This is a genomic window from Pseudomonas sp. WS 5078 (genome assembly GCF_012985745.1).
In the GTDB taxonomy this organism is placed as follows: domain Bacteria; phylum Pseudomonadota; class Gammaproteobacteria; order Pseudomonadales; family Pseudomonadaceae; genus Aquipseudomonas; species Aquipseudomonas lundensis_A.
In genome coordinates, this window is record NZ_JAAQWX010000004.1 from 277415 (window position 1) to 303552 (window position 26138).

The window sequence follows — 26138 nt, forward strand, 5'->3', positions numbered from 1 at the left end:
GGCTACGACAGCCGAAGGCTATTTGCAAGGACACACGTATGTCAGTAGTACCTGAGCTGGAGGCCTTTTTGGAGCTGGCCGAGTTAAGCCGCATGACCGGCAAGAGCCGCGCCATGCATGACCTGAGCCCGGCGCAGGCCAGGGTGGAGTTTGAAATGAGTGCCGAGGTGCTGGACGTGCCGTTGCCGGGCATCGACAGTGACGACCTGCGGATCCCGGCCCGGGATGGATTCAGCCTGCCTGCGCGGTTGTATCGCGCGCCACGGCGGGCGCCGGAGCCGCTGCCGGTGGTGGTTTACTTCCACGGTGGCGGTTATGTCATTGGCAGCCTGGACAGCCACGACGGGTTGTGTCGGCGGTTGGCCAATGCCGGGCACTTCGCGGTGCTGGCTGTGGATTACCGGTTGGCCCCGGAGTGGGTGTTCCCCACGGCGGTGCATGATGCCTGCGATGCGGTGAACTGGTTGCAGCGCGAGGGCGCCCGTCATGGACTGGACGCCACCCGCGTAGCGTTTGCAGGTGATAGCGCGGGCGGCACGTTGAGCACGGTGCTCGCGATTCTGGCTGCGCATGATCCGCAAACGGTGGCCATCGTGCCGCGCGCGCAAGTGCTGCTGTACCCGGTCACTGACGGCAGTTGCAAACGTGAATCCCACCAGCGGTTTGCGCAGGGGTATCTGCTCGAAACCGCCACCATGGACTGGTTCTACCGGCACTACACCCGAACAGCGGCGGATGTGCAGGATTGGCGCCTGTCACCGTTATTGGCCCCGGATGTCAGCGGCGTGGCGCCGGCGTTGGTGTACCTGGCCGGGTTTGATCCGTTGCATGACGAGGGGGTGGCCTACGCCACCAAATTGGAGCAGGCGGGCAATGAGGTGGTGAGGTGGGAAGAACCGGGCATGACCCATGACTTCATGCGCATGGGCGGTTTGCTCGAAGAGGTCGCAGGGATTCATCAGCGGGTCGCGGGTTGGCTGGATGAGCGGCTGGCGAACTGAGCGCAATCCTCACCTGGCCCGAAACCGGCTGAGGGTGCCCGCGTCGGCAGGGCTTTCATGCATTTTCAGGGCGGCGGGGTGGTGATCTGCCCCGACGGTCAGTCCTGAGCTGGAGCGAGGCGGGGTCCGCCTGTTACCATTCGCCCCTTTGTTTTATCTCTACTTCGAGACCGCCCATGACCACCGTTCGCACGCGCATCGCGCCATCGCCTACCGGCGACCCCCACGTCGGCACCGCTTACATCGCTTTGTTCAACTACTGCTTCGCCAAGCAGCATGGCGGCGAGTTCATCCTGCGGATCGAAGACACCGACCAGTTGCGTTCGACCCGCGAGTCCGAACAACAGATTTACGATGCCCTGCGCTGGCTCGGTATCACCTGGAGCGAAGGCCCCGACGTCGGCGGTCCGCACGGCCCGTATCGTCAGAGCGAGCGCAGCGACATTTATAAGCAGTACACCCAGCAACTGGTCGACATGGGCCATGCGTTTCCGTGTTTCTGCACCGCAGAAGAGCTGGACCAGATGCGCGCCGAGCAAATGGCCAGGGGCGAAACCCCGCGCTACGACGGCCGTGCGCTGTTGCTGTCCAAGGAAGAAGTCGCCCTGCGCCTGGCTGCGGGCGAGCCGCACGTGATCCGCATGAAAGTGCCGACCGAAGGCGTGTGCGTGGTGCCGGACCTGCTGCGTGGCGATGTCGAGATCCCGTGGGACCGCATGGACATGCAAGTGCTGATGAAGACCGACGGCCTGCCGACGTACTTCCTGGCCAACGTGGTCGACGATCATTTGATGGGCATCACCCACGTATTGCGCGGTGAAGAATGGCTGCCATCGGCGCCGAAACTGATCCTGCTCTACGAGTACTTTGGCTGGGAACAGCCGCAATTGTGCTACATGCCGCTGCTGCGTAACCCCGACAAAAGCAAGCTGTCCAAGCGCAAGAACCCGACGTCGGTCACGTTCTATGAACGCATGGGTTTCATGCCTGAAGCGATGCTTAACTATTTGGGGCGCATGGGCTGGTCGATGCCTGACGAGCGCGAGAAGTTCTCGCTGCAAGAGATGGTCGACAATTTTGACCTGTCCCGTGTATCGCTCGGTGGTCCGATTTTCGATATTGAAAAACTCTCCTGGCTCAATGGCCAATGGTTACGTGACTTGCCGCTGGAGGAGTTCGCCAGTCGTGTCCAGCAATGGGCACTGAACCCTGAGTACATGATGAAGATCGCACCGCTGGTACAGGGTCGGGTCGAGACGTTCAGTCAGATTGCGCCGCTGGCCGGGTTCTTCTTCTCGGGTGCCTTGCAACTGGATGCCAAGCTGTTCGAGCACAAAAAGCTGTCCGGCGATCAAGTGCGTCAACTGATGCAACTGATCCTGTGGAAGCTCGAAAGCTTGCGGCAGTGGGAAAAAGACGCCATTACCGGTTGCATCCAAACCGTGGTCGATGCCCTTGAGCTGAAGCTGCGCGATGCGATGCCGCTAATGTTTGCCTCGATCACCGGACAGGCCAGCTCGGTGTCGGTGCTGGACGCCATGGAGATTCTGGGCCCTGACTTGACGCGTTTCCGTCTGCGTCAGGCGCTGGACCTGCTGGGCGGTGTTTCGAAGAAAGAAAACAAAGAGTGGGAAAAGCTGTTCAACGCAATCGGTTGATCGGTTTTCACGTGCAGTCGTTGCCGCAGGTCGGTATCAGGACCGCTCTGCGGTCCATGGAGGCCTGTGGCAGGGGCTGCGCGTTTGGTATGCGGGGCCCGTATTTACGGGGTGGGAAGGGTAAGTGGTTGTTCTCTCGACCATTTTTTTTAAAAAACTTTGAAAATAAGTTTGACAGCCTTCCGATCCAGTCTTAATATGCGCCCCGTCCACACAGCAACACGCAACACTGACTGTTTGGGGCTATAGCTCAGCTGGGAGAGCGCTTGCATGGCATGCAAGAGGTCAACGGTTCGATCCCGTTTAGCTCCACCAAATTTACAGCTCAATGCCTGGCCACACCGGCATTGAATCGATCAGCACTCAGCGCTGGTCATTGTTAGAAGGTTTGTGTCCCCTTCGTCTAGTGGCCTAGGACACCGCCCTTTCACGGCGGTAACAGGGGTTCGAGTCCCCTAGGGGACGCCAGTTTTACAGAAGCAGCACTTCGGTGTTGCTCCGCCGCCAGGCGATAAATCGGGGCTATAGCTCAGCTGGGAGAGCGCTTGCATGGCATGCAAGAGGTCAACGGTTCGATCCCGTTTAGCTCCACCAAATTTACAGCTCAATGCCTGGCCACACCGGCATTGAATCGATCAGCACTCAGCGCTGGTCATTGTTAGAAGGTTTGTGTCCCCTTCGTCTAGTGGCCTAGGACACCGCCCTTTCACGGCGGTAACAGGGGTTCGAGTCCCCTAGGGGACGCCAGTTTTACAGAAGCAGCACTTCGGTGTTGCTCCGCCGCCAGGCGATAAATCGGGGCTATAGCTCAGCTGGGAGAGCGCTTGCATGGCATGCAAGAGGTCAACGGTTCGATCCCGTTTAGCTCCACCAATTTACAGTTCAACGTCGGGCCACACTGACGTTGAATCGATCAGGCAAATGCCTGATCACTGTTAGAAGGGTTTGTGTCCCCTTCGTCTAGTGGCCTAGGACACCGCCCTTTCACGGCGGTAACAGGGGTTCGAGTCCCCTAGGGGACGCCACGATTACCCGCTCTGCGGGATTTTTAAGGGTCATTCAATTATTGAATGGCCCTTTTGTTTGTCTGACGCTTTTGTCGTTCTCGCCATCATGCTTGCTTTGCCCAGCGCCACTCCCCACCTTGAACACACATGCTGCGTTACACTGCGCCCTTTATTCACGCGTGGAGGTTGGGCATGAGCTGGGATTTGGCAACGCCGTTCATCATTGACCTGCAAGTGCAGGCTGAAGACATTGATGGTTTTGGCCACGCCAACAACGCTGCCTATGTTGTCTGGCTGGAGCGATGCGCCTGGCGTCACTCTCAGCGCCTTGGGCTGGACCTGACTGAATACCGTCGCCTTGACCGCGCCATGGCGGTGGCACGGCATGAAATCGATTACCTGGCCAGCGCCTATGAAGGTGACGAGCTGCAACTGGCGACGTGGATTATCGATTGCGACAAACGCTTACGCATGACACGTCAATTCCAGCTAATCAGGCCTCGCGACGGTCTGACGTTGCTGCGGGCTAAAACCACGTTCGTGTGTATCGAGTTGTCCACCGGCAAAGCCAGGCGCCTACCGCCCGAATTCCTCGAGGGTTATGGTCCGGCGATCGTGCCAGCGTGACAGGGCTGCAGCTTGATACCGCTTGAGCGCGTTACCGCGTAAACTGCCGCACGTTTTTTATGAGAGTCACCCATGCAAATTGCCTTGGCGCCGATGGAAGGGCTGGTCGATAACATCCTGCGTGATGTCCTGACCCGCACCGGCGGTATTGATTGGTGTGTCACCGAATTTATTCGGGTCACCGAGCGTCTGCTGCCCGAAGCGTACTTCCACAAGTTCGCCCCTGAGCTTGAACACGGCGCGAAAACCCGCGCAGGCGTGCCGTTGCGTGTGCAACTGCTGGGCTCCGATCCTGCGTGTTTGGCAGACAACGCAGCGTTGGCCTGTCAGTTGGGCGCCGAGGTGATTGATCTGAACTTTGGCTGTCCGGCCAAAACGGTCAACAAGTCCCGTGGCGGTGCCGTACTGCTTAAAGAGCCGGAACTGCTGCATGCGATTCTGATGCAAGTGCGTCGCACAGTGCCGGCGCATATTCCGGTCACGGCCAAGATGCGCCTGGGGTTTGATACCCCTGACAGCGCCAACGAATGTGCCATTGCGTTGGCTGAAGGCGGGGCGAGCCAGATTGTGGTGCATGCCCGAACCAAAATGGACGGTTACAAGCCACCTGCGCATTGGGAGTACATTGCCCAAGTGCAAGAGGTCGTCAAGGTGCCTGTGTTTGCCAATGGTGATATCTGGTCCGTTGAGGATTGGCGTCGTTGCCGCGAAATCAGCGGTGTTGAAGACATCATGCTCGGCCGCGGCCTGGTATCCAGGCCAGACCTGGCCCGACAGATCGCTGCAGCGCGGGCCGGGGAAGAGGTCGTCGAAATGACGTGGGCCGACCTGCAGCCCATGATTCGCGACTTCTGGGCCCAGGCACAGGCGCAATTGACCCCGCGTTCAGCCCCCGGGCGTCTCAAGCAATGGCTGGCAATGTTGACCCGCACTTACCCCGAGGCCACGGTGCTGTTCAACGCCATGCGCCGCGAAACCGACTGTGAAAAAGTCCGTCATTTGGTCAACAACCCGCCTGCGGATGCTGCTTGAAGCGCCTGAAAAAAAATTTAAAAAAACCTCTTGAAATGATTGGGTCGGTCCCTATTTAGGGAGTACGCGATGCCGAAACCGGGTCGCGGAGACAAAATCTCGCTGAAATCAGGAGGCTAAATTATGAGCACTGCATTCTCTCTGGCGCCACTGTTCCGTAATTCTGTCGGCTTTGACCGTTTTAGTGATTTGTTCGAAACCGCGCTTCGCAATGACACCAGCGGTGGCTACCCACCCTACAACGTTGAAAAACGGGGTGAAGACAGCTATCGCATCGTTGTAGCTGCTGCGGGTTTCCAACAGGACGACCTGGACTTGCAAGTAGAGAAAGGTGTGCTGACCGTGAGCGGCAGCAAACGTGAAACCAGCACCGACGAAAGCGTGACCTTTTTGCATCAGGGCATCGCGCAACGGGCATTTAAACTGTCCTTCCGCCTCGATGACCACATCGAGATCAAAGGTGCAAACCTGAGCAATGGCTTGCTGAGCATTGATCTGCAGCGGGTAGTGCCTGAAGAGGCAAAAGCCAAACGCATCCCGATCAATGGGGAGCAGCCAGCCCTGCAAAACTGATCCCGCAGTGGCATGTCAGGAACCCCGTCTTTTCAGGCGGGGTTCTTTGTATCCGGGGCCGCGCACAGAACTGCAAGCGCTTGTTTCCGGGCAGCTTTCAAGTGTTTTTCGTCGACTAGCCTGTAGATATCCGACTGGGCACACGCCATACCCGGGGCAATACACAGGTGAACAATATGAAAAACAAGCGTGCACGAGATTCTGCAACAGGTCTGTTTATTCCCTTGGAAGAGGCCAAGCGTCGACCTCGGGAAACCACCGTAGAAACCATTAAAAAAACTAAAAAAGACCAACCCCAACGTTGATGAGCAGCACGCAGGCATTTGCTTTCGACCTCTCCCCGAGGCAAGTGCCTGCACTTTCTCTGTCCCTCTCTCCTGCGTTTGGTCGGCCATTGCTCCTTTGACGATGATGTGGACTACGCTTTGCCTGATCGTGCAAAAGGGAGCAACGCATGTGGGTGCCAGCCAAACCTGTCGATGAAGCCGCTCGTTTAGACGCTTTGCACAGGTTAAATGTGCTCGATACCGGACCGGAGGAACGTTTTGACCGGCTAACGCGCCTGGCAAAGCGTTTGTTCAATGTACCGATTGCACTGGTCAGTTTGGTGGACGCCGAGCGCCAGTGGTTCAAGTCGGCGGCAGGCGTTGACGTCAGCCAAACCCCCCGGAACATTTCTTTCTGCGGTCATGCCATTTTGGGCGATCAGATTTTGATGATCTGCGACGCCAGACTCGATGAGCGCTTCTACGACAACCCGTTGGTTGTGGGCGATCCGCGGATCAGGTTTTACGCAGGCTGCCCATTGTCGGTGGGTGATGGCAGCAAGATGGGTACGCTGTGTTTGATCGATACCCGGCCTCGGGTGCTTAGCGACGATGAGCGCGAGTTATTGCGGGATTTGGCTGCGATGGCCGAGCAAGAGCTGGTGGCTGTACAAATGGCAACCATGGATGAGTTAACCCTGCTTTCCAACCGGCGCGGCTTCGAAGCTTTGGCGCGGCATGGCCTGTCATATTGCAAGCAATGGTGCAGACCCGCGACCTTGTTGTTTTTCGATCTCAACGAGTTCAAGCAGATCAATGACACCTACGGTCACGCTGAAGGCGATCTCGCGCTCAAGGCATTCGCTGACGTCCTGCGAATTGCATTTCGCGAAAGTGATGTCATCGGGCGGTTGGGCGGGGACGAGTTTGTGGTGTTGCTGACCGGCACAGATTCCGTACAAATCATCGCCATCATGGCTCGCTTGCAGGAGATGCTCGATGAGCGCAACGCGAGCGCCTCACGGGGTTATGCGATTCGTTTCAGTGTCGGGCAGATTGAGTATGACCCTCAACACCATGACTCGGTCGCAAGCCTGTTGCTCGACGCCGACCGTGCGATGTACGTCCATAAGCAGGCATTGAAGCGAAGTTGACCCCGGCCCGGCATTCCGGGCCCGGGTCACAGTCATTACTTTGTGGCGTGGGGCTGGGCTGCGGGGCGGGCCTTCAGGTTCTTGTCGGCTTTATATCGCAATGCCACATCCGGCACGCTGCCGCTTTTGCCGGTTTCAATCCAGCTACGGATGCGGCTGGCATCGGCAAAGTGGGTGTATTTGCCGAATGCATCCAGAATCACCAGCGAAACGGGACGGTTGCCCATTTCTGTTACCAGCACCAGGCAGTGGCCTGCCTGGTTGGTAAAGCCGGTCTTGGTGATCTTGATAGTCCACTTGTCTTTGTTGACCAGGTGGTCGGTGTTGCGAAAGCCCAAGGTGTAGTTGGGTTTGCGGAACGCCACGGTTTTTTCCTTGGTGGTGCTCAATTGGCTCAGCATCGGGTATTTACGGGCCGCTGCCAGCAACTTGCTCAAGTCGCGGGCCGTCGACACGTTATGCATCGACAGGCCGGTTGGCTCAACGTAGCGGGTGTGCATCATGCCCAGGCTTTTGGCTTTGGCGTTCATGGCGGCAATAAACGCCACGTAACCGCCCGGGTAATGGTGCGCAAGCGTCGCCGCGGCACGGTTTTCAGAGGACATGAGGGTAATCAGCATCATGTCTTGGCGCGTCAGTTCGCTGCCGAGTTTGACGCGTGAAAATACGCCTTTCATCTCGGGAGTGTCGCTGATATTGACCGCGATGTACTCGTTCATCGGCAATTTGGCATCCAGCACCACCATTGCGGTCATTAACTTGGACACCGAAGCTATTGGCACCACGACGTCAGGGTTACTGGCGTAAATGACTTTGTTGGTTTGCAGGTCAACCAGCATCGCGCTGCCTGACGCGATATGCAGTTGTGAGGTATCGCGCGGAGCAGAGGTGCTTTCAGTCGCTGCGGCGATTGAGGGAGCGGCGGCGCCTGTTAGCACTAAAAACAGGCCAAGAATCGAAAGATGACTTTTCACGCAGATTGACTCGAAAAGAAGTGGGAGGTGACGTTGTCGCGCGACTCATTACACATCGCGTTACATTTGTTGAGTATGTATCAATAATCGTAGAAATGCCTGATCCCGCAAGCAGTTACAGCGTGTTTTTCGTGTAAATCGTGCGATTGAGGCAGGGCAGCGGACGACTGGTCGCTGTGCAAGCTGAGCCCTTGCCCCCAAGGAAGCGACTCTCTGTGCAATGCCGGGGATCGGACCTCGCAGAATAGGCCGCTGACGTAGACACAGAGTTAATTGTGTAAAATGCCCGCCCTTTGAAATAACCGGCCTCACCGATGACCCCTGACGCGCTTTCTATCCTCGACTCTCATCTGTTGACTGCACTGCAAAGCGCACCTGAAGAAACCCGCCGCTTGTTTCATGGGCGAGGTCGCTGTTGGCCGGGGCTTGAGCAATTGACCGTGGATTGGCTGCAAGGCGTGGTGCTGGTATCGCTGTTCAAGGAGCCCGAGGCAGCCTGGCTGCAAGCCCTCAAAACCCGGTTGATACACCTTGCGCAGACACCGGTATGGCAAGCCAGTGGAGCGCACACGTTGGTGTTGCAGCATCGCTATACCCTGCAAAGCGACACCGAGTGGCTGGTGGGCGAAGCCATCGATGAGTGGACCCTGACAGAGGGTGGGCTGCAGTACCGCGTGGACTTGGGCCGCAAGCAGAACAACGGCCTGTTTCTCGATATGCGCTACGGCCGCGAGTGGGTAAAAGCCCATGCCCAGGGTAAGCGGGTGTTGAATCTGTTCGCTTACACCTGCGGTTTTTCGGTGGCTGCCATCGAAGGCGGCGCAGAACATGTGGTCAATCTGGACATGTCGCGCGCGGCGCTGAGTCGAGGCCGTGATAACCATCGCTTGAATGGCCACGACATGAGCAAGGTTACGTTTTTGGGGCACGAGCTGTTCAAGTCTTGGGGCAAGGTGAAAAGTACCGGCCCTTATGATTTGGTGATCATTGACCCGCCGTCCTTCCAGAAAGGCAGTTTCCTGCTGACCAAGGATTACCAGCGTGTGGTGCGTCGCTTGCCAGAGTTGTTGAGTGAAAACGGTTGGGTGCTGGCCTGCATGAATGACCCGTCGCTGGGTTCGGACTTTCTGATAGGTGGCGTGACCGAGCATGCGCCGGGTTTGCGTTTTGAGCAGCGGTTGGAGAACCCGCCTGAATTTCCGGATGCCGATGCCGAGTGCGGCTTGAAAGCGCTGGTGTTCAGGCAGGGCGTTTGAAATCCAAAAAAAAGCCCGCAGGGGGAGGCGGGCAAGGGTTCATTGAATGAGCAAGGGGCACTATACAAGCAGCGGTTCGCGGGCTTAGTGAAACTTAATTCATCTGGAGCGCCGGTTTGACAGGTATCAAACCGGCGTTTTTGTTTATTTGGTACGCGACGATTCGAACAGGAACCAGACGCGGCGTTCCGCTTCATCGATCCAGTTTTCCAACAGGCTGGTCGTCGCTACGTCGCCCAGCTCTGAACACATGCTGTGGGTTTCACGCATGTAAGCGGCCAATTGAATGTTGTCTTCACGTAATTCGGCCAGCATATCTTCCGGGGTCACGAAGTCGGCGTCGTTATCCAACAGGCGTTGCAGCTTCTTGATGTGGCCGATGGAGCGAATGGTGGTGCGTCCCAGCTTGCGCACACGCTCGGCGATAGCATCGGTGGTGGCGAAAATCTGATCGGACTGCTCATCTAGCAGCAGATGGAAATCACGGAAATGCGGGCCTGACATGTGCCAATGGAAATTCTTGGTTTTCATGTAAATGGCGAAGGTATCGGCCAGCAGCGCATTCACTTCTGCTGCAATGTTGATGCAGGCTTCATCGCTCAACGCCGAAGGTGTCCGCAGATCGGCCTTTCTGGTTTCCTTGGCGGATTTCAGGTCTTTCATGATGGTTCCTCGTGGAAGCTGTGGACGGGATATAACGGATAACGATTCCGGCTGACTAAAGACCAGGAATGACCTTTCGTCAAACTGCCAGCGTCGTACCGCAACGTCGCTCCAGGTGTTCCAGAGTGCATTGAGCAAGATCGTTCAAGACGTTGCGTGCGTTTGTTGCGACCCTTTGCCGCTGCTGACCATCAGGATGTTTTTAATGCCCCATTCGCTTGCCAGAGCCGCGTTCATGCGTGGTGTGATTGCCTGTCTGCCATTGACGCTCGCTTGCGCGCCATGGGGGCTGCTGGCGGGGTCAACCGCCATCGACGCACAACTGACCCCCGCCCAAAGTCAGGGACTGTCGGTGCTGGTGTTCGCCGGTGCCGCGCAACTGGTGGCCATTGGCATGATCAAGGGCGGGGCCAGCGTGTTGTCCATCCTGCTGACGACCTTGCTGCTGACCTCTCAGCACCTGCTGTACGCGATGCACCTGCGCCCGGTGGTTTCACCGCTGCCGGCCAAGTGGCGGTTCGGTCTGGGTTTTTTACTCACCGACGAATTTTTTGCGCTGGTCAGCAGCCATGATCGCCAGGCATTCAATCGCTGGTATGCGTTGGGGGTCGGGCTGTGCATGTACATTGGCTGGAACCTGTTCACTCTGCTGGGCGTGATGCTCGGCAAGAGCATTCCGGGCCTGGACCAGTTGGGGCTGGAGTTCTCGATTGCGGCGACGTTCATTGCCCTGATTACGCCAGTGGTGCGCAATGTTCCTACCGTTATTTGCGTGGCAGTTTCACTCATAAGTGTTGTGCTGTTCAGTTACTGGCAGTTGGAATCAGCGATCGTTCTGGCGGGGCTGGCCGGGATGGCGGCAGGCTACTTGAGCAAGCGTGCAGGAGTCTTTTTCGAATGATGTGGGTGATTATTGTCGGGATGGCGCTGATTTTGTTTTTCAACCGCTATCTGTTTCTGGAGCCGCGCCTTCCCATCCGTTTGAATAGAGGTGTGAAGGAGTTTTTGGGCTTTGCCGTGCCGGGGATGCTGACGGCCATTTGCGGCCCCATCATTTTCGTCAAGGACCGCGCGCTTAATCTCAGCCTGGACAACCCGTACCTGCTGGCCGGGTTGTGTGCAATTGGCCTGATGATCTGGAGTCGCAACGTGTTGCTCAGTGTCGTGTCCAGTGTGGCGCTGTTTTATCTGTTTCGCGGGTGGCTGTGAGCTGTGCGGCTGCCCGTGAGGTAAACGGGCCGCTGACCGGCACCCCGTCGATCACCACATACCAGCAGGCCAACAAGCCATCAGCGCGGAGCGGGGCCGGCACAGCGCTGCCCACCATCGACATGACATGAACCTTGGACATACACACCTCCTTCAATCAATGAGGCCACCTTACGGCGTGCGCCGCTGCACAAAAAATCATTGCGCGTGATAGTCGCCATCGACAGGGATAAGGTTAGTGCTTGCGTCAGGTTAATCCACTACCAGGTCCAACATATGCATGACCTCTTGATCATTGAGCATGCCTTTATCAACCAAGTGCTGGGCCAACAGTGAAATCAGCTTGGCAGAGCGGTGCCCTTCAAGCTGCTTGAGTTCTGTGAGGGCTTGGTAAACCTTGCTTGAGGTGCAGAGATCAGCCCGGCGATGAGGGTGTTGTGTCGGCATTTGGGTCGTCCTTGTTTTTATAGGTATCCGGCTGTTGAACCAAGAGCGCCCGGCGACGCTGATAACGTCCGGGCGCACTCGCGTCCAATCATGCCGCAAACACGTTACATTTTGTGTATCACTTGCACATTCACATCATCTATTCAGACCAGCTATCACCAGCGTGGTGGCCCGTAATAACCCCGCGGCGGGCCGTATTGCACCGGGTGTGGCCGACCGTAATAGCCCTGGTAGTAAACCGGCTGGGGTGCGGGCATGTAGGCCGGTTGCGGCTGGTAATACACCGGCGGGGCCTGCACATAGACCGGTTGCGGTTGAGCATAGAACGGTTGTTGCACATAGAGAGGGCGCTGATCGTGATTGGTTATCACCGAACCAATGATCGCGCCACCCACCACCGCACCGAACACGGCCGGCCCCGCGCCCCAGCCACCGTGGGCACACGCTTGACCCGTGACGGCCAGTGCGCCGATTAGCAACGTGATTTTAGGGATGTTGCGCATCTTGACATTCCTCGGATTCCAGCCCCGGCAATTCAGCCTGGTACAGGCCGCAAAAAGGGTGCGGGGATAACACTCAGACCGCGCTTTTCAAAAAAACTGCGGCGCCTCTCGGTAAATGTTGTGTAAGGTCTTCGGCGGCTGACTCGTTTCAGCGTGGTCGGCCCGGACATGATCAATCCAACCCCTTGAAACGGCCCCGGCCGTCTATCTGAACGCTTTCTCTGAGGAGAAGAACATGCAGATGAACCCGAATAAAGACACCCGGTTGTGCATTTCACTGTCGGGTCGCCCCGGCAATTTTGGACTGCGGTTTCATAATCATCTCTATGAGCAATTGGGGCTGAATTTCTACTACAAAGCCTTCACCACCCAGGACCTGTCGGGTGCGGTCACTGGCATTCGTGCGCTGGGCATACGCGGTTGTGGCGTGTCCATGCCGTTCAAGGAAGCGTGCATCGCGCTGGTGGACGAGATGGATGCATCGGCCAAGGCCATCGATTCGATCAACACCATCGTCAACACCGACGGCCATTTGAAGGCCTATAACACCGACTACATTGCCATCGCCCAGTTGCTGGAACGCCATAACATCAGCAAGGACACGACGTTCGCGCTGCATGGCAGTGGCGGCATGGCCAAAGCCGTCGCATCGGCGCTAAGGGATGGCGGTTACAAACAGGGTCTGATTGTGGCCCGTAATCAAGCGTCCGGTTCGGCTTTGGCCCGGCATTGTGGGTATGAGTGGCAAGCGCAGTTGGGGGCTGCACGGCCTCAGATGCTGATTAACGTGACACCCATCGGCATGAGCGGCGGGGCAGAAGCCGATGATCTGGCGTTTGAAGAGGCTGCGATCAGTCAGGCAACGATCATTTTTGATGTGGTGGCAATCCCGTCGGAAACGCCGCTGATTGTTCGCGGCCGCGCCTTGGGCAAGCAGGTGATTACCGGGCTTGAGGTCATTGCGATTCAGGCCCTTGAACAGTTCGTGCTCTACACCGGCGTACGCCCCACGCCCGAGCAGTTCCGGGCCGCCGTCGCGTTTGCCCGCAGTTGAGCGGTTCGCCGGGCGATGGATCTTGCCCGGCGAGCAGGGTTATTCCAGTTCGGCCAAGCGCGCTTCCAATGCCGCAACCCGTGCTTCCAGCGCTTCAAAGCGTTCCAGTGACAGCCCTGACGTGCTGCCTCGTTCAGATGGCTGCTGGCGCGCTGCCATGATGGCGTCTATGTCGGCAGGGTCTCCCAGCGCATGCATGTAACGATCTTCACGCTGCCCGCTCTGGCGAGGCACCAGCAGTGCCAGGTCGCGAGCGATCAGGCGTTCAAGTTGGTGCTGCACTTGCTCGGTGTCTTCAAAGTCGTGCATGCGCGCGCTGCGGGTTAGCAGCTCATTGAGGGTTTGAGGGCCGCGCAGGAATAACAACCCCATCAACACCACTTGCGCCGGTACCAGCTCCAGCACTTTATCGACCCGATGCTCCCAACGATCTGCACGGCTGCCCATGACCAGGCGCGCAAAGCCTCGCCCCTCCAGTGCCCGCAGGCTTTGCCCGACCTGGCCGGGGCTGAGGTTCATGACTGGCTCGCGGCTGGTCTTTTGATTGCAAGCCAACACCAGCGCATTAAGCGTCAGCGGGTAGGTGTCGGGGTGCGTGGCCTGTTTTTCGATCAAGGCGCCGAGGATGCGAATTTCCGTGCTGTTGAGACGGGGTTCGATGTCGGTCTCGTGTTCGCTGTTCATCACGTTGTCCCTGTGCGTTGGAAGGCGGCTAGCCTAGAACCATTGGCCGTTGAAAGACAAGCCGCTTTAGCGCAGCGACCTGTCTATAATCGGCGCTCATTCATTGTGCCCACCGACTGTCGAGACCCCCATGACTATCTCTCTGTACGCAGCGTCCATTCCCGTGTTCAAGCAAATGCTCAACGCCATGAGCGGTGTGCTGACCAAAGCAGAAGCGCATGCCACGGCCAAGAACATTGACCCAAGTGTTTTCCTGCAAGCGCGTCTGGCACCGGACATGTTCCCGCTGGTGCGTCAGGTGCAAATTGCAGTGGATTTTGCCAAAGGCGTCTCGGCGCGTCTGGCTGAAGTTGAGTTGCCTAAATATGACGACAACGAAGTTACCTTTGCCGAACTGCAAGCGCTGATCAGCAAGGTGCTGGCATTTGTGGACACCCTCAAGCCGGAGCAGGTGGATGGCAAGGAAGGGATTGAAATCGTGACCCGTCCGGGAACGCCTAAAGAGAAACGCTTCACCGGTCAGGCCTATTTGCTGACTTACGGCTTGCCGCAGTTTTTCTTCCACGTCACCACTGCCTACGCGATTTTGCGCCACAACGGCGTTGAAATCGGCAAGCGTGATTACATGGGGGCGTTCTGATTCAGGTATGAATGCGCACTGAAACGTGCAGCGACAGTGTTCAAGCCTAGCCCGCGGGCAGCGCTTGAACACTGTGCATGGACGTGGCCTTAGACGGCCTTGTCTTCTTTCGCCATGCAGGCGGCAGCGGTAAACAGCACATCGGTGGAGGAGTTGAGGGCGGTTTCGGCCGAATCTTGCAGGATGCCGATGATGAAGCCCACGGCGACTACTTGCATGGCGATTTCACTGGGAATGCCGAACAGGCTGCACGCCAGCGGAATCAGCAGCAGCGAACCACCTGCCACGCCCGATGCCCCACAGGCGCACACAGCTGCCACGACGCTCAGCAGAATCGCCGTCGGCAGATCGACCTCAATGCCCAGTGTGTGCACGGCTGCCAGGCTCAATACCGTAATCGTGATGGCCGCACCGGCCATATTGATGGTGGCACCCAGCGGGATTGATACCGAGTAAGTGTCTTCATGCAGGCCCAGTTTCTCGCTCAACGCCATGTTGACCGGGATGTTGGCCGCCGAACTGCGGGTGAAAAACGCGGTGATACCGCTTTCGCGCAGGCACAGAAACACCAGCGGGAACGGGTTGCGACGCAGTTTCCAGAACACGATCAGCGGGTTGACCACCAAGGCGACAAACAGCATGCAGCCGATCAGCACGACGAGCAGGTGCAGATAGCCCAGCAGTGCATTGAACCCCGAAGAGGCCAGGGTTGAGGCGACCAGGCCAAAGATGCCCAGCGGCGCGAAACGGATCACCACGCGCACGATCAGGGTGACACCATTGGACAGGTCATTGAGCACCGTGCGGGTGGTTTCGCCCGCATGGCGAATGGCAATGCCCATGCCAATGGCCCACGCCAGAATACCGATGAAGTTGGCGTTCATCAGGGCACTGACCGGATTGTCTACCACGCTCAGCAGCAGGCTCTGCAACACTTCATTAATGCCACCCGGCGCTGAAATCGCAACGTCGTGGGTAGACAACACCAGATGGGACGGGAACAGCATGCTGGCGACCACGGCTACAACTGCGGCTGCAAACGTGCCGAACAGATACAGCACCAGAATCGGGCGAATGTGGGTTTCCTGGCCGTGTTTATGGTTGGCAATCGAGGCCATGACCAGCACAAACACCAGAATGGGAGCAACGGCTTTCAACGCGCTGACAAAAACCTTGCCGATAAAGCCTGCAGTCAGTGCAGCCGAGGGGGCGAGCCAGGCCAGCAGAATCCCGGCAATCAGGCCGATCACGATCTGGGTCACCAGGCTGGTGCGTTTGAGCCGGTGCAGCAGGGAAGGTGAAGCGTCAGTCATAGGGGACTCTCTAGTTGTTGTGGGTGCCGCAATCAATGATCGTGTGCGAACAAAATGTCAGATGTTTCCCACAGATCTCGGGGGGCGAAAAGTTCGCAGCAGATGATAGCCGTGTCGATTGGATACGTCTGTGTGACTAAAACCATGGCGGGGCGCGGACTTTATCATAGGGATGCGGGAACTTTCCTGCTCAAGGGCAATCTGTCACATCTGCACCCGTGTCAGGGCCGTGGATTCGGCGGGTACGTGCTGCGAATCATTCTGTTACCATTGCGCTATCCACTCTTATTCAAATCAGCGGGCCACTTGGCTTTCGCTGGCCTTGCCGTCTCTGGAGTTATTCATGTTGTTGCCCATCCTGCTGCTGTCTGCGGCCGGTTTTACCGTGCTCACGACCGAGTTCATCATCGTCGGCTTGCTGCCCTCTATTGCTCGGGACCTTGATGTCAGCGTGCCTCAGGCCGGGCTGTTAGTGACTTTGTTCGCCTTTACTGTTGCGGCTCTTGGTCCTTTTTTAACGGCTTATTTCGCCAGATTTGAGCGTAAACGCCTGTTTATCGGCATTTTGTTGATGTTCGCGTTTGCCAACACGGTTGCCGCATTGGCACCGAACATTTGGGTGATGGCTTTTGCGCGGTTGTTGCCTGCCTTGGGCTTGCCGGTATTTTGGGCGCTGGCCAGTGAAACAGCGGTAGACATTGTGGGCCCTGACTATGCGGGGCGTGCGATCGCCAAAATCGGTTTCGGCATTGTGTGTGCGACGGTCTTCGGTATTCCGGTAGGCACGTTGATTTCGGATGCGTGGGGATGGCGCAGTGCCTTCGGCATCCTGGCCGTGGTGGCCCTGGCCAAGGCTTTGCTGTTGTGGATCTATCTGCCTTCAACGCGGGTGGTCAAAGACGCCGTCACGTTGCGCTCTCAATTCGGCATGCTGCGCAGCCCGTTGATGATCGGTCACGTTGTCTTGTCGGTCTTGGTGTTCAGCGGCATGTTTACCGCTTATACCTATTTGGCGGACATTCTCGAGCGCCTTGCGGGTTTCGACGGCACGTTAGTGGGATGGTGTCTCATGGGCTTCGGTGCTGTCGGGTTGATCGGCAATTCGTTAGGCGGTCGTATGGTCGATCGTCATCCGCTGATTGCCTCGATGGTGTTTTGCGCCTTCATGATTGGCGGCATGGTGGCATTGGTGCCTAGCATTCACTCCACGCTGGGGTTGGCGGCGGCCATGGGCGTATGGGGTGTGACGCAAGCCGCGCTGTTTCTGGTCAGCCATGTGCGCCTGATGAAAGTGGCGCCCCACGCGCCGGCCTTTGCGGCTTCGCTGAACATCGCAGGGGCGAACCTGGGGATCGGGCTGGGCGCCATGGTAGGCGGCCGGGTGATCGACCATTACGGCCTGGGTAGCCTTGGCTTTGCAGCGGCGGGCTTTATTTTGGTGTCGATCCTGCTTGCCCTGTTGTTAATGACGTCTAAAAACCGCGCAGTGTGTGCTTAACACTCTAGATCGGTGAACAGTTCGCGCCGTGCACCTTCAGTAATCGCAACGATTCCGGGGTGCTTGATCTTGCGTTCCACGGTGATGGCGTAAAACGATTCGGTCACGGCGTTGGTCTGGCCGATCAGTTTCACGTCAAACTGACGTATCACTTCTTCAGCGATCACGCTGGGGGCGATGAAAACGCCCGTACCTGACTGTCCAAAGGCTTGCATCAGCGCGCTGTCGTCGAACTCACCGACGATGCGCGGCTGAATGTGCTGTTCGGCCAGCCAGCGCAACAGTCGGCTGCGCAACACGGTTTCAGAGCCCGGAATCAACAACGGGGCTCCCTGCAAGCAGTGGGGGAAATTGTGCAAGTAGTCTTTGGCCAGCGGGGCTGTGGCAAAAAAACTGATGCCACACTCACCCAGCTTCTGACTTAAGCCTTTAATGTCGAGGTGGGAAGGCATGGGGCTATCGGAAATCACCAGATCCAGCCGCTGAATAGCCAGATCTGCGAGCAAACGATCCAGTTTGTCTTCGCGGCACGTGATGCGGATGGGCGCCTCCAGCGCCATGGTTGGCGCAATCAGCCGGTACACAATCGATTTGGGCACGACATCCGCCACACCCACGCGGAACAAAATCTGTTGTTCCTTGGGGGACATGCGCAGCATGCTTTCCAGTTCGCTGCCCAGCTGGAACATCTGCTCAGCATAAGGCAGTACTTGACGACCGGTCTCGGTCAATTCCAGTTGCCGGCCGACCCGCTGAAACAGGGGCAAGCCATACGTTTGCTCAAGCAGGCTGATTTGGCCACTGATGGTCTGGGGGGTGAGGTTGAGTTGCTCGCAGGCACGAACAATGCTGCCGGTTTTAGCCACCACCCAAAAGTAGTGCAACTGTCGATAATTAAGCATTTGCTCTGCAATACTTCGTAAAAACCGAAGTATAACCTTTAAAAATACGAATTTTACTGAACTGTTTGTCTGCCTAGACTCTCGCGCTATTCGCGTGCGTTAGCCGTGACCATTGATTTCGAGAGGAAACGCAGGATGACGATGACAAAACTGGGCGTTGCTACACTGCTTGTTGCAGCAGTTTTAATGACGAGTGGGTGTGATCAGGCTGAGAAAGCTGCGCAGCAGATGCTCAGTAAAACGGCCGAGAGCGCAAAGCAGGCCATTGACGATACCCACAAAGCCGCTGAACAGGCGCTCAATGAAGCGACGGGCTCAGCCCCGGCCGAGCCAGAGACGTCAGCGCAAGACAATAAGCAATCCTCACAAGCCATTTAATTCGTCCTACACCTGAGTCCGAACGCACCTATGGATTACCTTTTACAACTGGCTGCCAGCCCCACTGCCTGGATCGCCCTGGCCACGCTGATCGTCATGGAGATCGTGCTGGGGATCGATAATTTGATCTTTATTTCGATCCTGACCAACAAACTGCCTGAGAAATTTCGTACCAAGGCACGCCGGATCGGTATTGGCATGGCGCTAATTCTGCGCCTGGGGTTGCTGAGCACGATCGCTTACATCGTGCAATTGACCACTCCGGTCTTAGACGTGCTGGGGCAGGCCTTTTCCTGGAAGGACATGATTCTGATCGCTGGCGGCCTGTTCCTGGTCTGGAAGGCCACCAGTGAAATCCATCACAACATGAGCCCGCAGGCTGAAGGTGAGACCGAGGGCAAATCATCTGGCGTCTCGTTAGGGTTTGCTGCCGCGATCGGGCAAATTCTAATGCTGGATCTGGTCTTCTCGATTGACAGCATTATTACCGCCGTGGGTATGACCGAGCATTTGCCGATCATGGTCATCGCCGTTGTGGTTGCCGTACTGGTGATGTTGCTGGCCTCGGAACCATTGGCCAAGTTCATCAATGAAAATCCGACCGTGGTGATGCTGGCCCTAGCCTTCCTGATCATGATCGGTATGACGCTGATTGCCGAAGGGTTCGGCGCCCATGTGCCTAAAGGGTATGTGTATGCAGCGATGGCATTCTCGGCCACAGTCGAAACGCTCAACATATTGGCCCGAAGGGTGCGGGAAAAACGCCAGGCGGGGTTGGCTAAGTAATCGCTGAAGCTGCACACAAATACCGTTCACTTTCATGAAGTGAACGGTTTTTTAATGGGCGTTCGCTGCTTTGATGGCTGTCTTGGTGGTAAGCGCTTTAGGTTCAACCTTGGGTTGCGGGTGATGGTGACGACGACTGATACGCATCACACCCCACAGCATGGCGGCGGCCACGGCCAACCAGCCGCTGAACAACAGGAAAAGCGTTAATGCCGGGCTCATGAGTGCCTCCTTTGCCCATGTTGGGCACACACACATTAGAAGTGACAGTCTAGCCGCTGGAGTGTTTCAAGCTATTGACCAAAGGTCGTGAGTGTTCAACTGATTGGCTCTAAATCACGCGCTTTACTGGGTGTTAAGGCTATACCTCGCATCACTCCAGCCTTAAGATCGGCAACCATGCCGGACTGACAGTCTGGAACCATTCAAGGCGAGGGTGCATGCAGGGAATTAAAGGGTTGAGCGTGGCGCGAATGGTATGGGCGGCGGCTCTGGCGTTAACTGTAGTGAGCTGCGCCAGCGTTCAGCGACCTGAGGTTCGCCAACTGCCAGAGCGGGTTGAGCTTAACGGCGTGCCATTTTTTCGCGGCAATGCTCATCAAAGCGGGCCGCACGTGTTAGCAAGCATGTTCAACGAACAGCGGGTCGGTACAACGCCCGGCCTGTTGACCAAGCCTCTGAAATTGCCGCAAGCAGAGCAAGCTTTACAAAGCAACATGCTGGCCTTGGCTGAGCAATACGGGTTCATGGTTTACCCAGTGGACCCATCGCTGTCCGCTGTGCTGACGCAGGTGGCAGCGGGCTATCCGGTCATGGTGCGATTCGCCGATGGGATTGTCTGGTCTACGCCTCGCTACGCCATGGTGGTGGGTTATGACCGCCACAAACAGACTGTATTGTTGCGTGCCGGCATGGAGCGGCGGCGTCAGATGGCCTTCAACACGTTTGAGTCGGCCTGGAAAGCAGAGGGGAGTTGGGCGGTGCTGATACTTTCGCCGGGCCAGCTACCCGCCAACGTCGACAAGGCGCGCTGGATTAAAGCGGCCGAGTCACTGGCGCATGCCGGGCAAGAGCAGGCAAGCGCCAGAGCGATTCAAGCGCTCGACGCGCAAAAATAGCGGGAAATAAAAAACGGCGCCCAAGCGCCGTTTTCGATGACGCACCGGTCAGAAGCCCAGCTTGTCGCGCAGGCTGTAGTACCAGGCACCTAGCGCTGTCAGAGGAGTGCGCAGCAATTGGCCACCCGGGAACGGGTAGTGGGGCAGATCAGCGAACGCATCAAAGCGCTCTGCCTGGCCGCGCAGTGCTTCAGCCAGCACTTTGCCCGCGAGGTGCGTATAGGTCACGCCATGGCCGCTGCAGCCCTGCGAGTAATAAATGTTGTCGCCGATGCGACCTACTTGTGGAAGGCGGGACAGCGTCAGCAAAAAGTTGCCGGTCCACGCGTAGTCAACCTTGACGTCTTTTAACTGCGGGAATGCCTTGAGCATCTTTGGGCGAATGATCGCTTCGATGTTCGCCGGGTCCCGAGCGCCATAGACCACACCGCCGCCGAAGATCAGACGCTTGTCACCGGACAAGCGATAGTAATCCAGCAGGTAGTTGCAATCTTCCACACAGTAATCTTGGGGCAACAGCGTATTGGCCAAATCGTCCCCCAGCGGTTCTGTGGTAATGACTTGAGTGCCACACGGCATCGATTTGGCAGCCAGTTCCGGCACCAGATTGCCCAGATAGGCATTGCCGGCCACGATGATGAACTTTGCCCTGACTTTGCCTTGCGGCGTATATACCACGGGGTTGGCGCCGCGCTCAATGCGCACGGCAGGCGATTGCTCATAGACAATGCCGCCCAGCGATTCAACCGCAGCCGCTTCGCCCAAGGCCAGATTAAGCGGGTGAATATGACCGCCGCTCATGTCCAGCAAACCGCCCTGGTATTGATCGCAAGCGACGACTTCGCGGATCCGGCGTTGGTCCAGCAATTCCAGCCGGTTATTGCCATAGCGCTCCCAGAGTTTCTTCTGGGCTTCCAAATGACCCATTTGCTTGCTCGTGATGGCGGCAAAAACACCCCCGTCTTTCAGGTCGCATTGAATCTGGTACTTGGCCACACGATCACGAATGATCTTGCCCCCTTCAAATGCCATCTGACCCAAGAGTTGAGCCTGCTTTGCACCAACAGAACGCTCAATGACATCAATATCGCGGCTGTAACTGTTCACGATCTGACCGCCATTACGGCCGGAGGCTCCAAACCCCACTTTGGCTGCTTCCAGTACCGTCACCCTAAAACCGTTTTCAAGCAAAAACAGCGCACTCGACAGCCCGGTATAGCCGGCGCCAATCACACACACATCCGTCTCGACCTCGCCTTGCAGCGCGGGGCGCTCAGGGGCCGGATTTGCCGAGGCCGCGTAATAAGACTGGGGATATGCAGTGTTCGCCATTTTGCAACCTCTGTTTTATATTTTTTACGAGTGCGGGCGATGCTACCTGACTTGAAATCCCCCCGCCAGCTACCCAGTGGCGAGTATTTTTGCGCTTCAAATAAAAATTTCGACAATTCATAGAGTTACCTGCAAAAAAGGTGTTGACACACCTCCGTAAATCTATAGAATGCGACCCCACAGCAGGCACGTAGCTCAGTTGGTTAGAGCACCACCTTGACATGGTGGGGGTCGTTGGTTCGAGTCCAATCGCGCCTACCAAACAAAATCCGCTCTGCTGGGCGGTCTAGAAGGGCTCACCGAAAGGTGGGCCCTTTATTGTTGTCTGCGTTTGGGAAAACTTTGGGCAATCATTGGGCAAACCACCACCGCGCTACAGTTTCAGGTCAGCTTTGACCTTGTGATAAATCAATGCCTCCGCCCCATGACCAGACTGATAATGCTCGGTCATTTTCACATCCACATGCCCCATCAAACCCTGAATGTAATCCTGAGCAAAACCTTGTTGCTCATACAGCCAGGCGCCCAACGCACGAATCTCATGAAAGGTCGGCCGCTCATTCGCTTGAATGTGGTCATAAGCCTTTGAGTCGTCCCGCGCCTGGCTAAACGCCTTGGTCAAATAGTCCGGCGTCACCGCGTTCCAGTGCAGTTTGGCATCAAGCTGTTTGCGCCTGCGTGCTTTGGGGATGTAGTGAATCAAGTAAGGGCAAACCACCGGTGAGGTGACGCATCCCAACTTTATTTTAAACGTGCCTCACGGTGACTTCAGGGCTGTCATCGAGGGACGTCTCGTGTTGCTCTGATCGCACAATCAAAATGTGCTTGGGCGCGGTGATGCCTAGAGACACTGTGTCGCCATCTACCTTGATTACTTTGATTTGGATTTCGTCGCCGATGTACAAAATTTTATTGGGTGTTCTGGTGATGGCTAGCAATGAGCATTCCTTCTTATTAGCTCCTTATGACCATGGGATTAATTGCATGAATTCCGCTCAGAATATATAAGACGCATCCGTTCAATATTCCGAAACGTCTTACTTAATCTTTCGCTCCCTGACCGCTCACTCATTTGTCACTTCCAGCCCGCCCAGTCGCGGTTTTTTCGCCTGGAGAACAACATGGCACGGCAAGAAATTATCTTAGGAGCACCACCTGCTGGGCTTGGCGGCGATCCTCCGCACACAGCAAGCATGAAAATCAACGCCATGACGCAGGAGCTATACGATAAGAACGCGGCACTTGGAACAGCAGCATCAGCGAACATGACTACAAGCCGGGATGACACAACCCCGGGGCGAGCAACCAAGACAGGGGATTACGGAATCGGCCTGCCGCTTTCGGGCCGTAATACTCTTAACCGCATGCAGCCAATAGCAAAGGCGGGCGGCGTATCGTTTGATTATTTGACAGGTGAGTGGCGCCCAGCCGGTTCAGCGGATGGACCTCTGATGACCCTCACCTATAACAATGAGTTCTACTTTCAGGCCTACTTTGATTGGCGAGTGGGTGACATTCATACAATCTCAAAAGCCACTCCGACCACCCCAGAAGTCTGGCGGAAGTTCTATAACAGTGAAAACGCCTTGGGCCTGGTATCTAACGGCGCCTTGCTTGAGTTTGGCTCAAATGCCAATGGTGAGTACGCAAGGTTTCCCAGTGGGGGCAGATGTGTTGGCGGACGACCATCTCTACGGGCTTGATAAACAGTTCTAACATCGGCACGACCTGGAACTTCCCCATGCCATTCCTGGGGGCGCCAAACGTCATGGTGAACTTCGCAGCAGGCGAAACAGCAGTGAGAAAGCCATTTAATGGTCCGGGTGCGGTATCCAGGACCGCCACAAATTGCCCGGTCTCCCTTTGGTCACAGGGGGCTTTCGTTCAGGCCGATGTGGATGGTGTGATTTTTAGCGTCGTGGCCGTTGGGAGGTGGAAATAATGAAAATCATCCTGTAACCGGTACGCACTGACGAACCGGAGCCAAAGTTTTCAAGGCAAGGCGATGTCATTTTCATCAATGGCCAACCTTTTGATTTTAGGCGCGTGGAAGAGGGCGATATCCTGCCCGTAAGCGCAATCAGCTCTGATGACTTTCATGGGGACGTCACCCGAGTTGATGGTGAAATTCATTTGGTCCTTCGTTTTCCATACCCGGCCAACTACAGCGAAGAACAAGCCTTTCCGATGCCTATTCAAGTTGATTTTGATGGCCCGATTGGTCTGCCTCAGTCCTTGCCGACGCCACCAGAACCAGAGCCCTTGCCGCCTGTAACAGCGGAGGAACCCACGAATGAGCAACATTGATTGGTCGAAACTGCGCAAAGCCGCCGATATCAAGGCTGAAGCCGAACTGGCGCGCTTGGCGCCCTTGATTGCAGAAGAAACTCAGTGGGTTGAGTCTGAGCGTAACTACGTCGCCGAACAACTGGAGGCCATCGAGGACGGCGAAGAAACCCCAGGCACTGAATGCGAATGGCGTGACTACCGCATTCAGGTGCGCGCGTGGAAACAGGGCGCGGAAGGCTTTCCCGATTCCGATAAAAGACCTGCACGACCAAGCTGATAACCAACGTCGCTGTACAGGCTTTCACCATGCGAGGGCTTGGGATATTAATTGTTTTTGATCGTTCGGTAGAACCCAAGTTAAGACGTCTGAGGTAGAACTGCTTGCTTTTTACGAGCTGTGATTGGTTGAATGCCCGACTTTAAGGTATGGATGCAGCGAGCATGAATGTAAAAAAATTTGAAAGTCCGATGAAACGACTTGGATTCGTCATTTTTTGTTTGTCTGCGGCCCTTTGCCTTATCGCCTTCCTGATTACCTATAAAACCTATTACGACATTGGCTTTTATTGGCTTGCGCATTTGATTTTCGATAGCTCCGATCAGTGGCAGCAGACAGCTTTCAAGCTTGGTCTGGTGGGTGCAATCGTGGGCGCGGCGTTGGCTTGGGATTATGCGTCAGTCGTTAAACGCCTTTACAAATGGGTCAGCAATGGTTGATGAGATCGGGCCAGTATTTCGCGCCTCACCCGGTGCGCATTAAGAAAATCAACGGCGTTGACACGCAGTGATAAAGGCTTCACCTAAAGACAACCCGCCCTGTGCGGGTTTTCTCCTATCTGGAGATTGAGAATGCCCATCACCACGCAGCAACTGCTGCAGATCCTCCCGAACGCCGGCCAAGTTGCCGGCGTTTTAGCACCTGTCTTGAACACTGCCATGAACCGGTATCAAATCGTCGGCTTGAAGCGTATTGCGGCCTTCATCGCCCAAATCGGTCATGAATCGGGCCAGCTCAAATACGTCAAAGAGGTCTGGGGGCCTACCACTGCTCAAGCCCGATACGAGGGTCGAGCGGACCTCGGCAACAGCCGCCCGGGCGACGGCTCCAAGTTTCTCGGCCGTGGCCTGATCCAGATCACGGGCCGTGCCAACTACAAAGCGTGCGGTGAAGCGCTGGGCCTGGACCTGGACCTTATCAACCAGCCCGAGCTGCGCTACTGCTGCCCTGCGGCTGTCAGTCCAAATCGACGCCACATACTCGATACCTTTCTCTGTGAGCCCATCCTAATAGTGTTTAGTCATCTTCGTGTCTGCGTGGACCCTGAGCGCCTGGATGTATTCCAGCGGGACATTTAGCTGTTCGTACAGCCATGACCACCAAAACGCAGATGTCGGAAAGACCGAACGCTCGCCATTCGCAATAGGTTCGTACGCATTTACCTCACCTCACCTGATCTGAAGTTGTTGTTCCATGATTGCGCGAAGGCTGAGGTCCAGTGCTATTTGCTTGATTTCTGCTCGCGTTTGCGCGCCTTACGTTAACAACGCAGTAGTAAGGAATTGCGAGGGTAAAACGTTTTAAAAAAGGGCAAATTTTTGCCCTGGCTGAGGTTCGAAATAGCCTCAAGTCCAACTTCAAAAAAACACCAACTGCGCAAGAAGTTGCGCACTCAAATGTGGATAACCGTGTGGATACATTGCCACATGACATATAAACCGTGATCTGTAGACGAGTGCGCAAGAAGTTGCACAGTACTGCGCAACTTCTTGCGCA

32 protein-coding genes and 7 tRNA genes are annotated in these 26138 nt (G+C 56.3%); 27 read left to right on the plus strand and 12 right to left on the minus strand.

Annotated features, from left to right (window positions below; all coding sequences use genetic code 11):
* Positions 1-38: 38 nt before the first annotated feature.
* The 13 genes from HBN68_RS08460 to HBN68_RS08515 all read left to right on the plus strand — a co-directional run bounded on the left by HBN68_RS08460 (position 39) and on the right by HBN68_RS08515 (position 7318).
* The gene (locus tag HBN68_RS08460) at positions 39-1001 is read left to right on the plus strand and encodes an alpha/beta hydrolase (protein ID WP_094994435.1); all 963 of its coding nucleotides are present in this window, start codon (positions 39-41) and stop codon (positions 999-1001) included.
* Positions 1002-1177: 176 nt separating this feature from the next.
* Positions 1178-2659 carry a glutamate--tRNA ligase gene (gltX, locus tag HBN68_RS08465; RefSeq protein ID WP_169963396.1) on the plus strand — a complete coding sequence of 494 codons (1482 nt, stop codon included), beginning with the start codon at positions 1178-1180 and terminating at the stop codon, positions 2657-2659.
* A 239-nt stretch (positions 2660-2898) separates the two neighbouring features.
* Positions 2899-2974, plus strand: a tRNA-Ala gene (locus HBN68_RS08470).
* A 77-nt stretch (positions 2975-3051) separates the two neighbouring features.
* A tRNA-Glu gene (locus HBN68_RS08475) sits at positions 3052-3127 on the plus strand.
* Positions 3128-3177: 50 nt separating this feature from the next.
* A tRNA-Ala gene (locus HBN68_RS08480) sits at positions 3178-3253 on the plus strand.
* 77 nt (positions 3254-3330) lie between these two features.
* A tRNA-Glu gene (locus HBN68_RS08485) sits at positions 3331-3406 on the plus strand.
* A gap of 50 nt (positions 3407-3456) precedes the next feature.
* A tRNA-Ala gene (locus HBN68_RS08490) sits at positions 3457-3532 on the plus strand.
* Positions 3533-3608: 76 nt separating this feature from the next.
* Positions 3609-3684, plus strand: a tRNA-Glu gene (locus tag HBN68_RS08495).
* Between the two features lie 174 nt (positions 3685-3858).
* On the plus strand, positions 3859-4293 hold the full coding sequence (locus tag HBN68_RS08500; RefSeq protein WP_094995148.1) for a thioesterase family protein: 435 nt from the start codon (positions 3859-3861) through the stop codon (positions 4291-4293).
* Positions 4294-4365: 72 nt separating this feature from the next.
* Entirely contained in the window at positions 4366-5325 is a 960-nt protein-coding gene (locus tag HBN68_RS08505; protein ID WP_094995149.1) for a tRNA-dihydrouridine synthase, read from the plus strand.
* 123 nt (positions 5326-5448) lie between these two features.
* Positions 5449-5898, plus strand: coding sequence for an Hsp20 family protein (locus HBN68_RS08510; RefSeq protein WP_094995150.1), 450 nt, complete (start codon positions 5449-5451; stop codon positions 5896-5898).
* A gap of 176 nt (positions 5899-6074) precedes the next feature.
* Positions 6075-6203 carry a hypothetical protein gene (locus tag HBN68_RS22160; RefSeq protein ID WP_262373478.1) on the plus strand — a complete coding sequence of 43 codons (129 nt, stop codon included), beginning with the start codon at positions 6075-6077 and terminating at the stop codon, positions 6201-6203.
* Between the two features lie 149 nt (positions 6204-6352).
* The gene (locus HBN68_RS08515; RefSeq protein WP_094995151.1) at positions 6353-7318 is read left to right on the plus strand and encodes a sensor domain-containing diguanylate cyclase; all 966 of its coding nucleotides are present in this window, start codon (positions 6353-6355) and stop codon (positions 7316-7318) included.
* A gap of 35 nt (positions 7319-7353) precedes the next feature.
* Here the strand turns inward: HBN68_RS08515 and pbpG are convergent, their stop codons facing one another.
* Positions 7354-8292 carry a D-alanyl-D-alanine endopeptidase gene (pbpG, locus tag HBN68_RS08520; protein WP_094995152.1) on the minus strand — a complete coding sequence of 313 codons (939 nt, stop codon included), beginning with the start codon at positions 8290-8292 and terminating at the stop codon, positions 7354-7356.
* 314 nt (positions 8293-8606) lie between these two features.
* On the opposite strand from pbpG, the gene HBN68_RS08525 reads away from it, so the two are divergent.
* Positions 8607-9548: a class I SAM-dependent methyltransferase gene (locus HBN68_RS08525; RefSeq protein ID WP_169963394.1), complete on the plus strand. Its 942-nt coding sequence runs from the start codon at positions 8607-8609 to the stop codon at positions 9546-9548.
* 144 nt (positions 9549-9692) lie between these two features.
* Here the strand turns inward: HBN68_RS08525 and HBN68_RS08530 are convergent, their stop codons facing one another.
* Entirely contained in the window at positions 9693-10211 is a 519-nt protein-coding gene (locus HBN68_RS08530) for a DNA starvation/stationary phase protection protein (protein ID WP_169963392.1), read from the minus strand.
* Positions 10212-10416: 205 nt separating this feature from the next.
* Between HBN68_RS08530 and HBN68_RS08535 the strand changes: the two genes are divergently transcribed.
* Positions 10417-11112, plus strand: coding sequence for an AzlC family ABC transporter permease (locus HBN68_RS08535; protein ID WP_169963390.1), 696 nt, complete (start codon positions 10417-10419; stop codon positions 11110-11112).
* Positions 11109-11420, plus strand: coding sequence for an AzlD domain-containing protein (locus HBN68_RS08540; protein WP_094995156.1), 312 nt, complete (start codon positions 11109-11111; stop codon positions 11418-11420). The genes HBN68_RS08535 and HBN68_RS08540 overlap by 4 nt, the downstream gene beginning before the upstream one ends.
* Here the strand turns inward: HBN68_RS08540 and HBN68_RS22165 are convergent.
* The 3 genes from HBN68_RS22165 to HBN68_RS08550 form a co-directional block, all read right to left on the minus strand.
* Positions 11368-11562 carry a hypothetical protein gene (locus HBN68_RS22165; RefSeq protein WP_094995157.1) on the minus strand — a complete coding sequence of 65 codons (195 nt, stop codon included), beginning with the start codon at positions 11560-11562 and terminating at the stop codon, positions 11368-11370. The two genes, HBN68_RS08540 and HBN68_RS22165, sit on opposite strands and share 53 nt — an antisense overlap.
* Before the next feature lie 110 nt (positions 11563-11672).
* Positions 11673-11867, minus strand: coding sequence for a hypothetical protein (locus tag HBN68_RS08545; protein ID WP_094995158.1), 195 nt, complete (start codon positions 11865-11867; stop codon positions 11673-11675).
* A gap of 155 nt (positions 11868-12022) precedes the next feature.
* A complete protein-coding gene (locus HBN68_RS08550) occupies positions 12023-12370 on the minus strand; it encodes a hypothetical protein (RefSeq protein WP_094995159.1) in 348 nt (115 codons plus the stop codon).
* Positions 12371-12605: 235 nt separating this feature from the next.
* Here HBN68_RS08550 and HBN68_RS08555 point away from each other — a divergent pair, with 235 nt between their 5' ends.
* Complete coding sequence (locus tag HBN68_RS08555) at positions 12606-13424, plus strand: shikimate 5-dehydrogenase (protein WP_094995160.1); 819 nt, start codon at positions 12606-12608, stop codon at positions 13422-13424.
* A gap of 39 nt (positions 13425-13463) precedes the next feature.
* Here HBN68_RS08555 and HBN68_RS08560 read toward each other — a convergent pair whose 3' ends face one another.
* Positions 13464-14108 carry a DUF480 domain-containing protein gene (locus HBN68_RS08560; protein ID WP_169963388.1) on the minus strand — a complete coding sequence of 215 codons (645 nt, stop codon included), beginning with the start codon at positions 14106-14108 and terminating at the stop codon, positions 13464-13466.
* Positions 14109-14238: 130 nt separating this feature from the next.
* On the opposite strand from HBN68_RS08560, the gene HBN68_RS08565 reads away from it, so the two are divergent.
* A complete protein-coding gene (locus HBN68_RS08565; protein WP_094995162.1) occupies positions 14239-14748 on the plus strand; it encodes a DUF1993 domain-containing protein in 510 nt (169 codons plus the stop codon).
* 89 nt (positions 14749-14837) lie between these two features.
* On the opposite strand, the gene sstT is transcribed toward HBN68_RS08565, so the two are convergent.
* Positions 14838-16061: a serine/threonine transporter SstT gene (gene sstT, locus HBN68_RS08570; protein WP_169963386.1), complete on the minus strand. Its 1224-nt coding sequence runs from the start codon at positions 16059-16061 to the stop codon at positions 14838-14840.
* Positions 16062-16404: 343 nt separating this feature from the next.
* On the opposite strand from sstT, the gene HBN68_RS08575 reads away from it, so the two are divergent.
* The gene (locus HBN68_RS08575; RefSeq protein WP_094995164.1) at positions 16405-17559 is read left to right on the plus strand and encodes an MFS transporter; all 1155 of its coding nucleotides are present in this window, start codon (positions 16405-16407) and stop codon (positions 17557-17559) included.
* Here HBN68_RS08575 and nhaR read toward each other — a convergent pair.
* The gene (gene nhaR / locus HBN68_RS08580; protein WP_169963384.1) at positions 17556-18461 is read right to left on the minus strand and encodes a transcriptional activator NhaR; all 906 of its coding nucleotides are present in this window, start codon (positions 18459-18461) and stop codon (positions 17556-17558) included. The genes HBN68_RS08575 and nhaR overlap by 4 nt on opposite strands.
* A 135-nt stretch (positions 18462-18596) precedes the next feature.
* Here nhaR and HBN68_RS08585 point away from each other — a divergent pair, with 135 nt between their 5' ends.
* A complete protein-coding gene (locus tag HBN68_RS08585; RefSeq protein WP_169963382.1) occupies positions 18597-18839 on the plus strand; it encodes a hypothetical protein in 243 nt (80 codons plus the stop codon).
* A gap of 30 nt (positions 18840-18869) precedes the next feature.
* Positions 18870-19625, plus strand: a complete 756-nt coding sequence (locus HBN68_RS08590; RefSeq protein WP_169963380.1) for a TerC family protein — start codon at positions 18870-18872, stop codon at positions 19623-19625.
* A gap of 51 nt (positions 19626-19676) precedes the next feature.
* Here HBN68_RS08590 and HBN68_RS08595 read toward each other — a convergent pair whose 3' ends face one another.
* Positions 19677-19847 carry a hypothetical protein gene (locus HBN68_RS08595; protein WP_169963378.1) on the minus strand — a complete coding sequence of 57 codons (171 nt, stop codon included), beginning with the start codon at positions 19845-19847 and terminating at the stop codon, positions 19677-19679.
* A gap of 218 nt (positions 19848-20065) precedes the next feature.
* On the opposite strand from HBN68_RS08595, the gene HBN68_RS08600 reads away from it, so the two are divergent.
* Positions 20066-20743, plus strand: coding sequence for a peptidase C39 family protein (locus tag HBN68_RS08600; RefSeq protein WP_169963376.1), 678 nt, complete (start codon positions 20066-20068; stop codon positions 20741-20743).
* Between the two features lie 48 nt (positions 20744-20791).
* Here HBN68_RS08600 and HBN68_RS08605 read toward each other — a convergent pair whose 3' ends face one another.
* A complete protein-coding gene (locus HBN68_RS08605) occupies positions 20792-22075 on the minus strand; it encodes an FAD-binding oxidoreductase (protein ID WP_094995168.1) in 1284 nt (427 codons plus the stop codon).
* A gap of 184 nt (positions 22076-22259) precedes the next feature.
* On the opposite strand from HBN68_RS08605, the gene HBN68_RS08610 reads away from it, so the two are divergent.
* Positions 22260-22336 (plus strand) — tRNA-Val (locus HBN68_RS08610).
* A 112-nt stretch (positions 22337-22448) separates the two neighbouring features.
* Here the strand turns inward: HBN68_RS08610 and HBN68_RS08615 are convergent.
* Positions 22449-22778 carry a tyrosine-type recombinase/integrase gene (locus tag HBN68_RS08615; RefSeq protein ID WP_262373477.1) on the minus strand — a complete coding sequence of 110 codons (330 nt, stop codon included), beginning with the start codon at positions 22776-22778 and terminating at the stop codon, positions 22449-22451.
* Positions 22779-23196: 418 nt separating this feature from the next.
* On the opposite strand from HBN68_RS08615, the gene HBN68_RS08625 reads away from it, so the two are divergent.
* A complete protein-coding gene (locus HBN68_RS08625; protein WP_169963370.1) occupies positions 23197-23778 on the plus strand; it encodes a hypothetical protein in 582 nt (193 codons plus the stop codon).
* Between the two features lie 289 nt (positions 23779-24067).
* Here HBN68_RS08625 and HBN68_RS08630 read toward each other — a convergent pair whose 3' ends face one another.
* The gene (locus HBN68_RS08630) at positions 24068-24208 is read right to left on the minus strand and encodes a hypothetical protein (RefSeq protein ID WP_169963368.1); all 141 of its coding nucleotides are present in this window, start codon (positions 24206-24208) and stop codon (positions 24068-24070) included.
* Between the two features lie 160 nt (positions 24209-24368).
* Between HBN68_RS08630 and HBN68_RS08635 the strand changes: the two genes are divergently transcribed.
* The 3 genes from HBN68_RS08635 to HBN68_RS08645 all read left to right on the plus strand — a co-directional run bounded on the left by HBN68_RS08635 (position 24369) and on the right by HBN68_RS08645 (position 25720).
* Positions 24369-24641 carry a hypothetical protein gene (locus HBN68_RS08635; RefSeq protein ID WP_169963366.1) on the plus strand — a complete coding sequence of 91 codons (273 nt, stop codon included), beginning with the start codon at positions 24369-24371 and terminating at the stop codon, positions 24639-24641.
* A 164-nt stretch (positions 24642-24805) separates the two neighbouring features.
* Complete coding sequence (locus tag HBN68_RS08640) at positions 24806-25081, plus strand: hypothetical protein (RefSeq protein WP_169963364.1); 276 nt, start codon at positions 24806-24808, stop codon at positions 25079-25081.
* 132 nt (positions 25082-25213) lie between these two features.
* A complete protein-coding gene (locus HBN68_RS08645) occupies positions 25214-25720 on the plus strand; it encodes a glycoside hydrolase family 19 protein (protein WP_169963362.1) in 507 nt (168 codons plus the stop codon).
* Positions 25721-26138 lie beyond the last annotated feature (418 nt).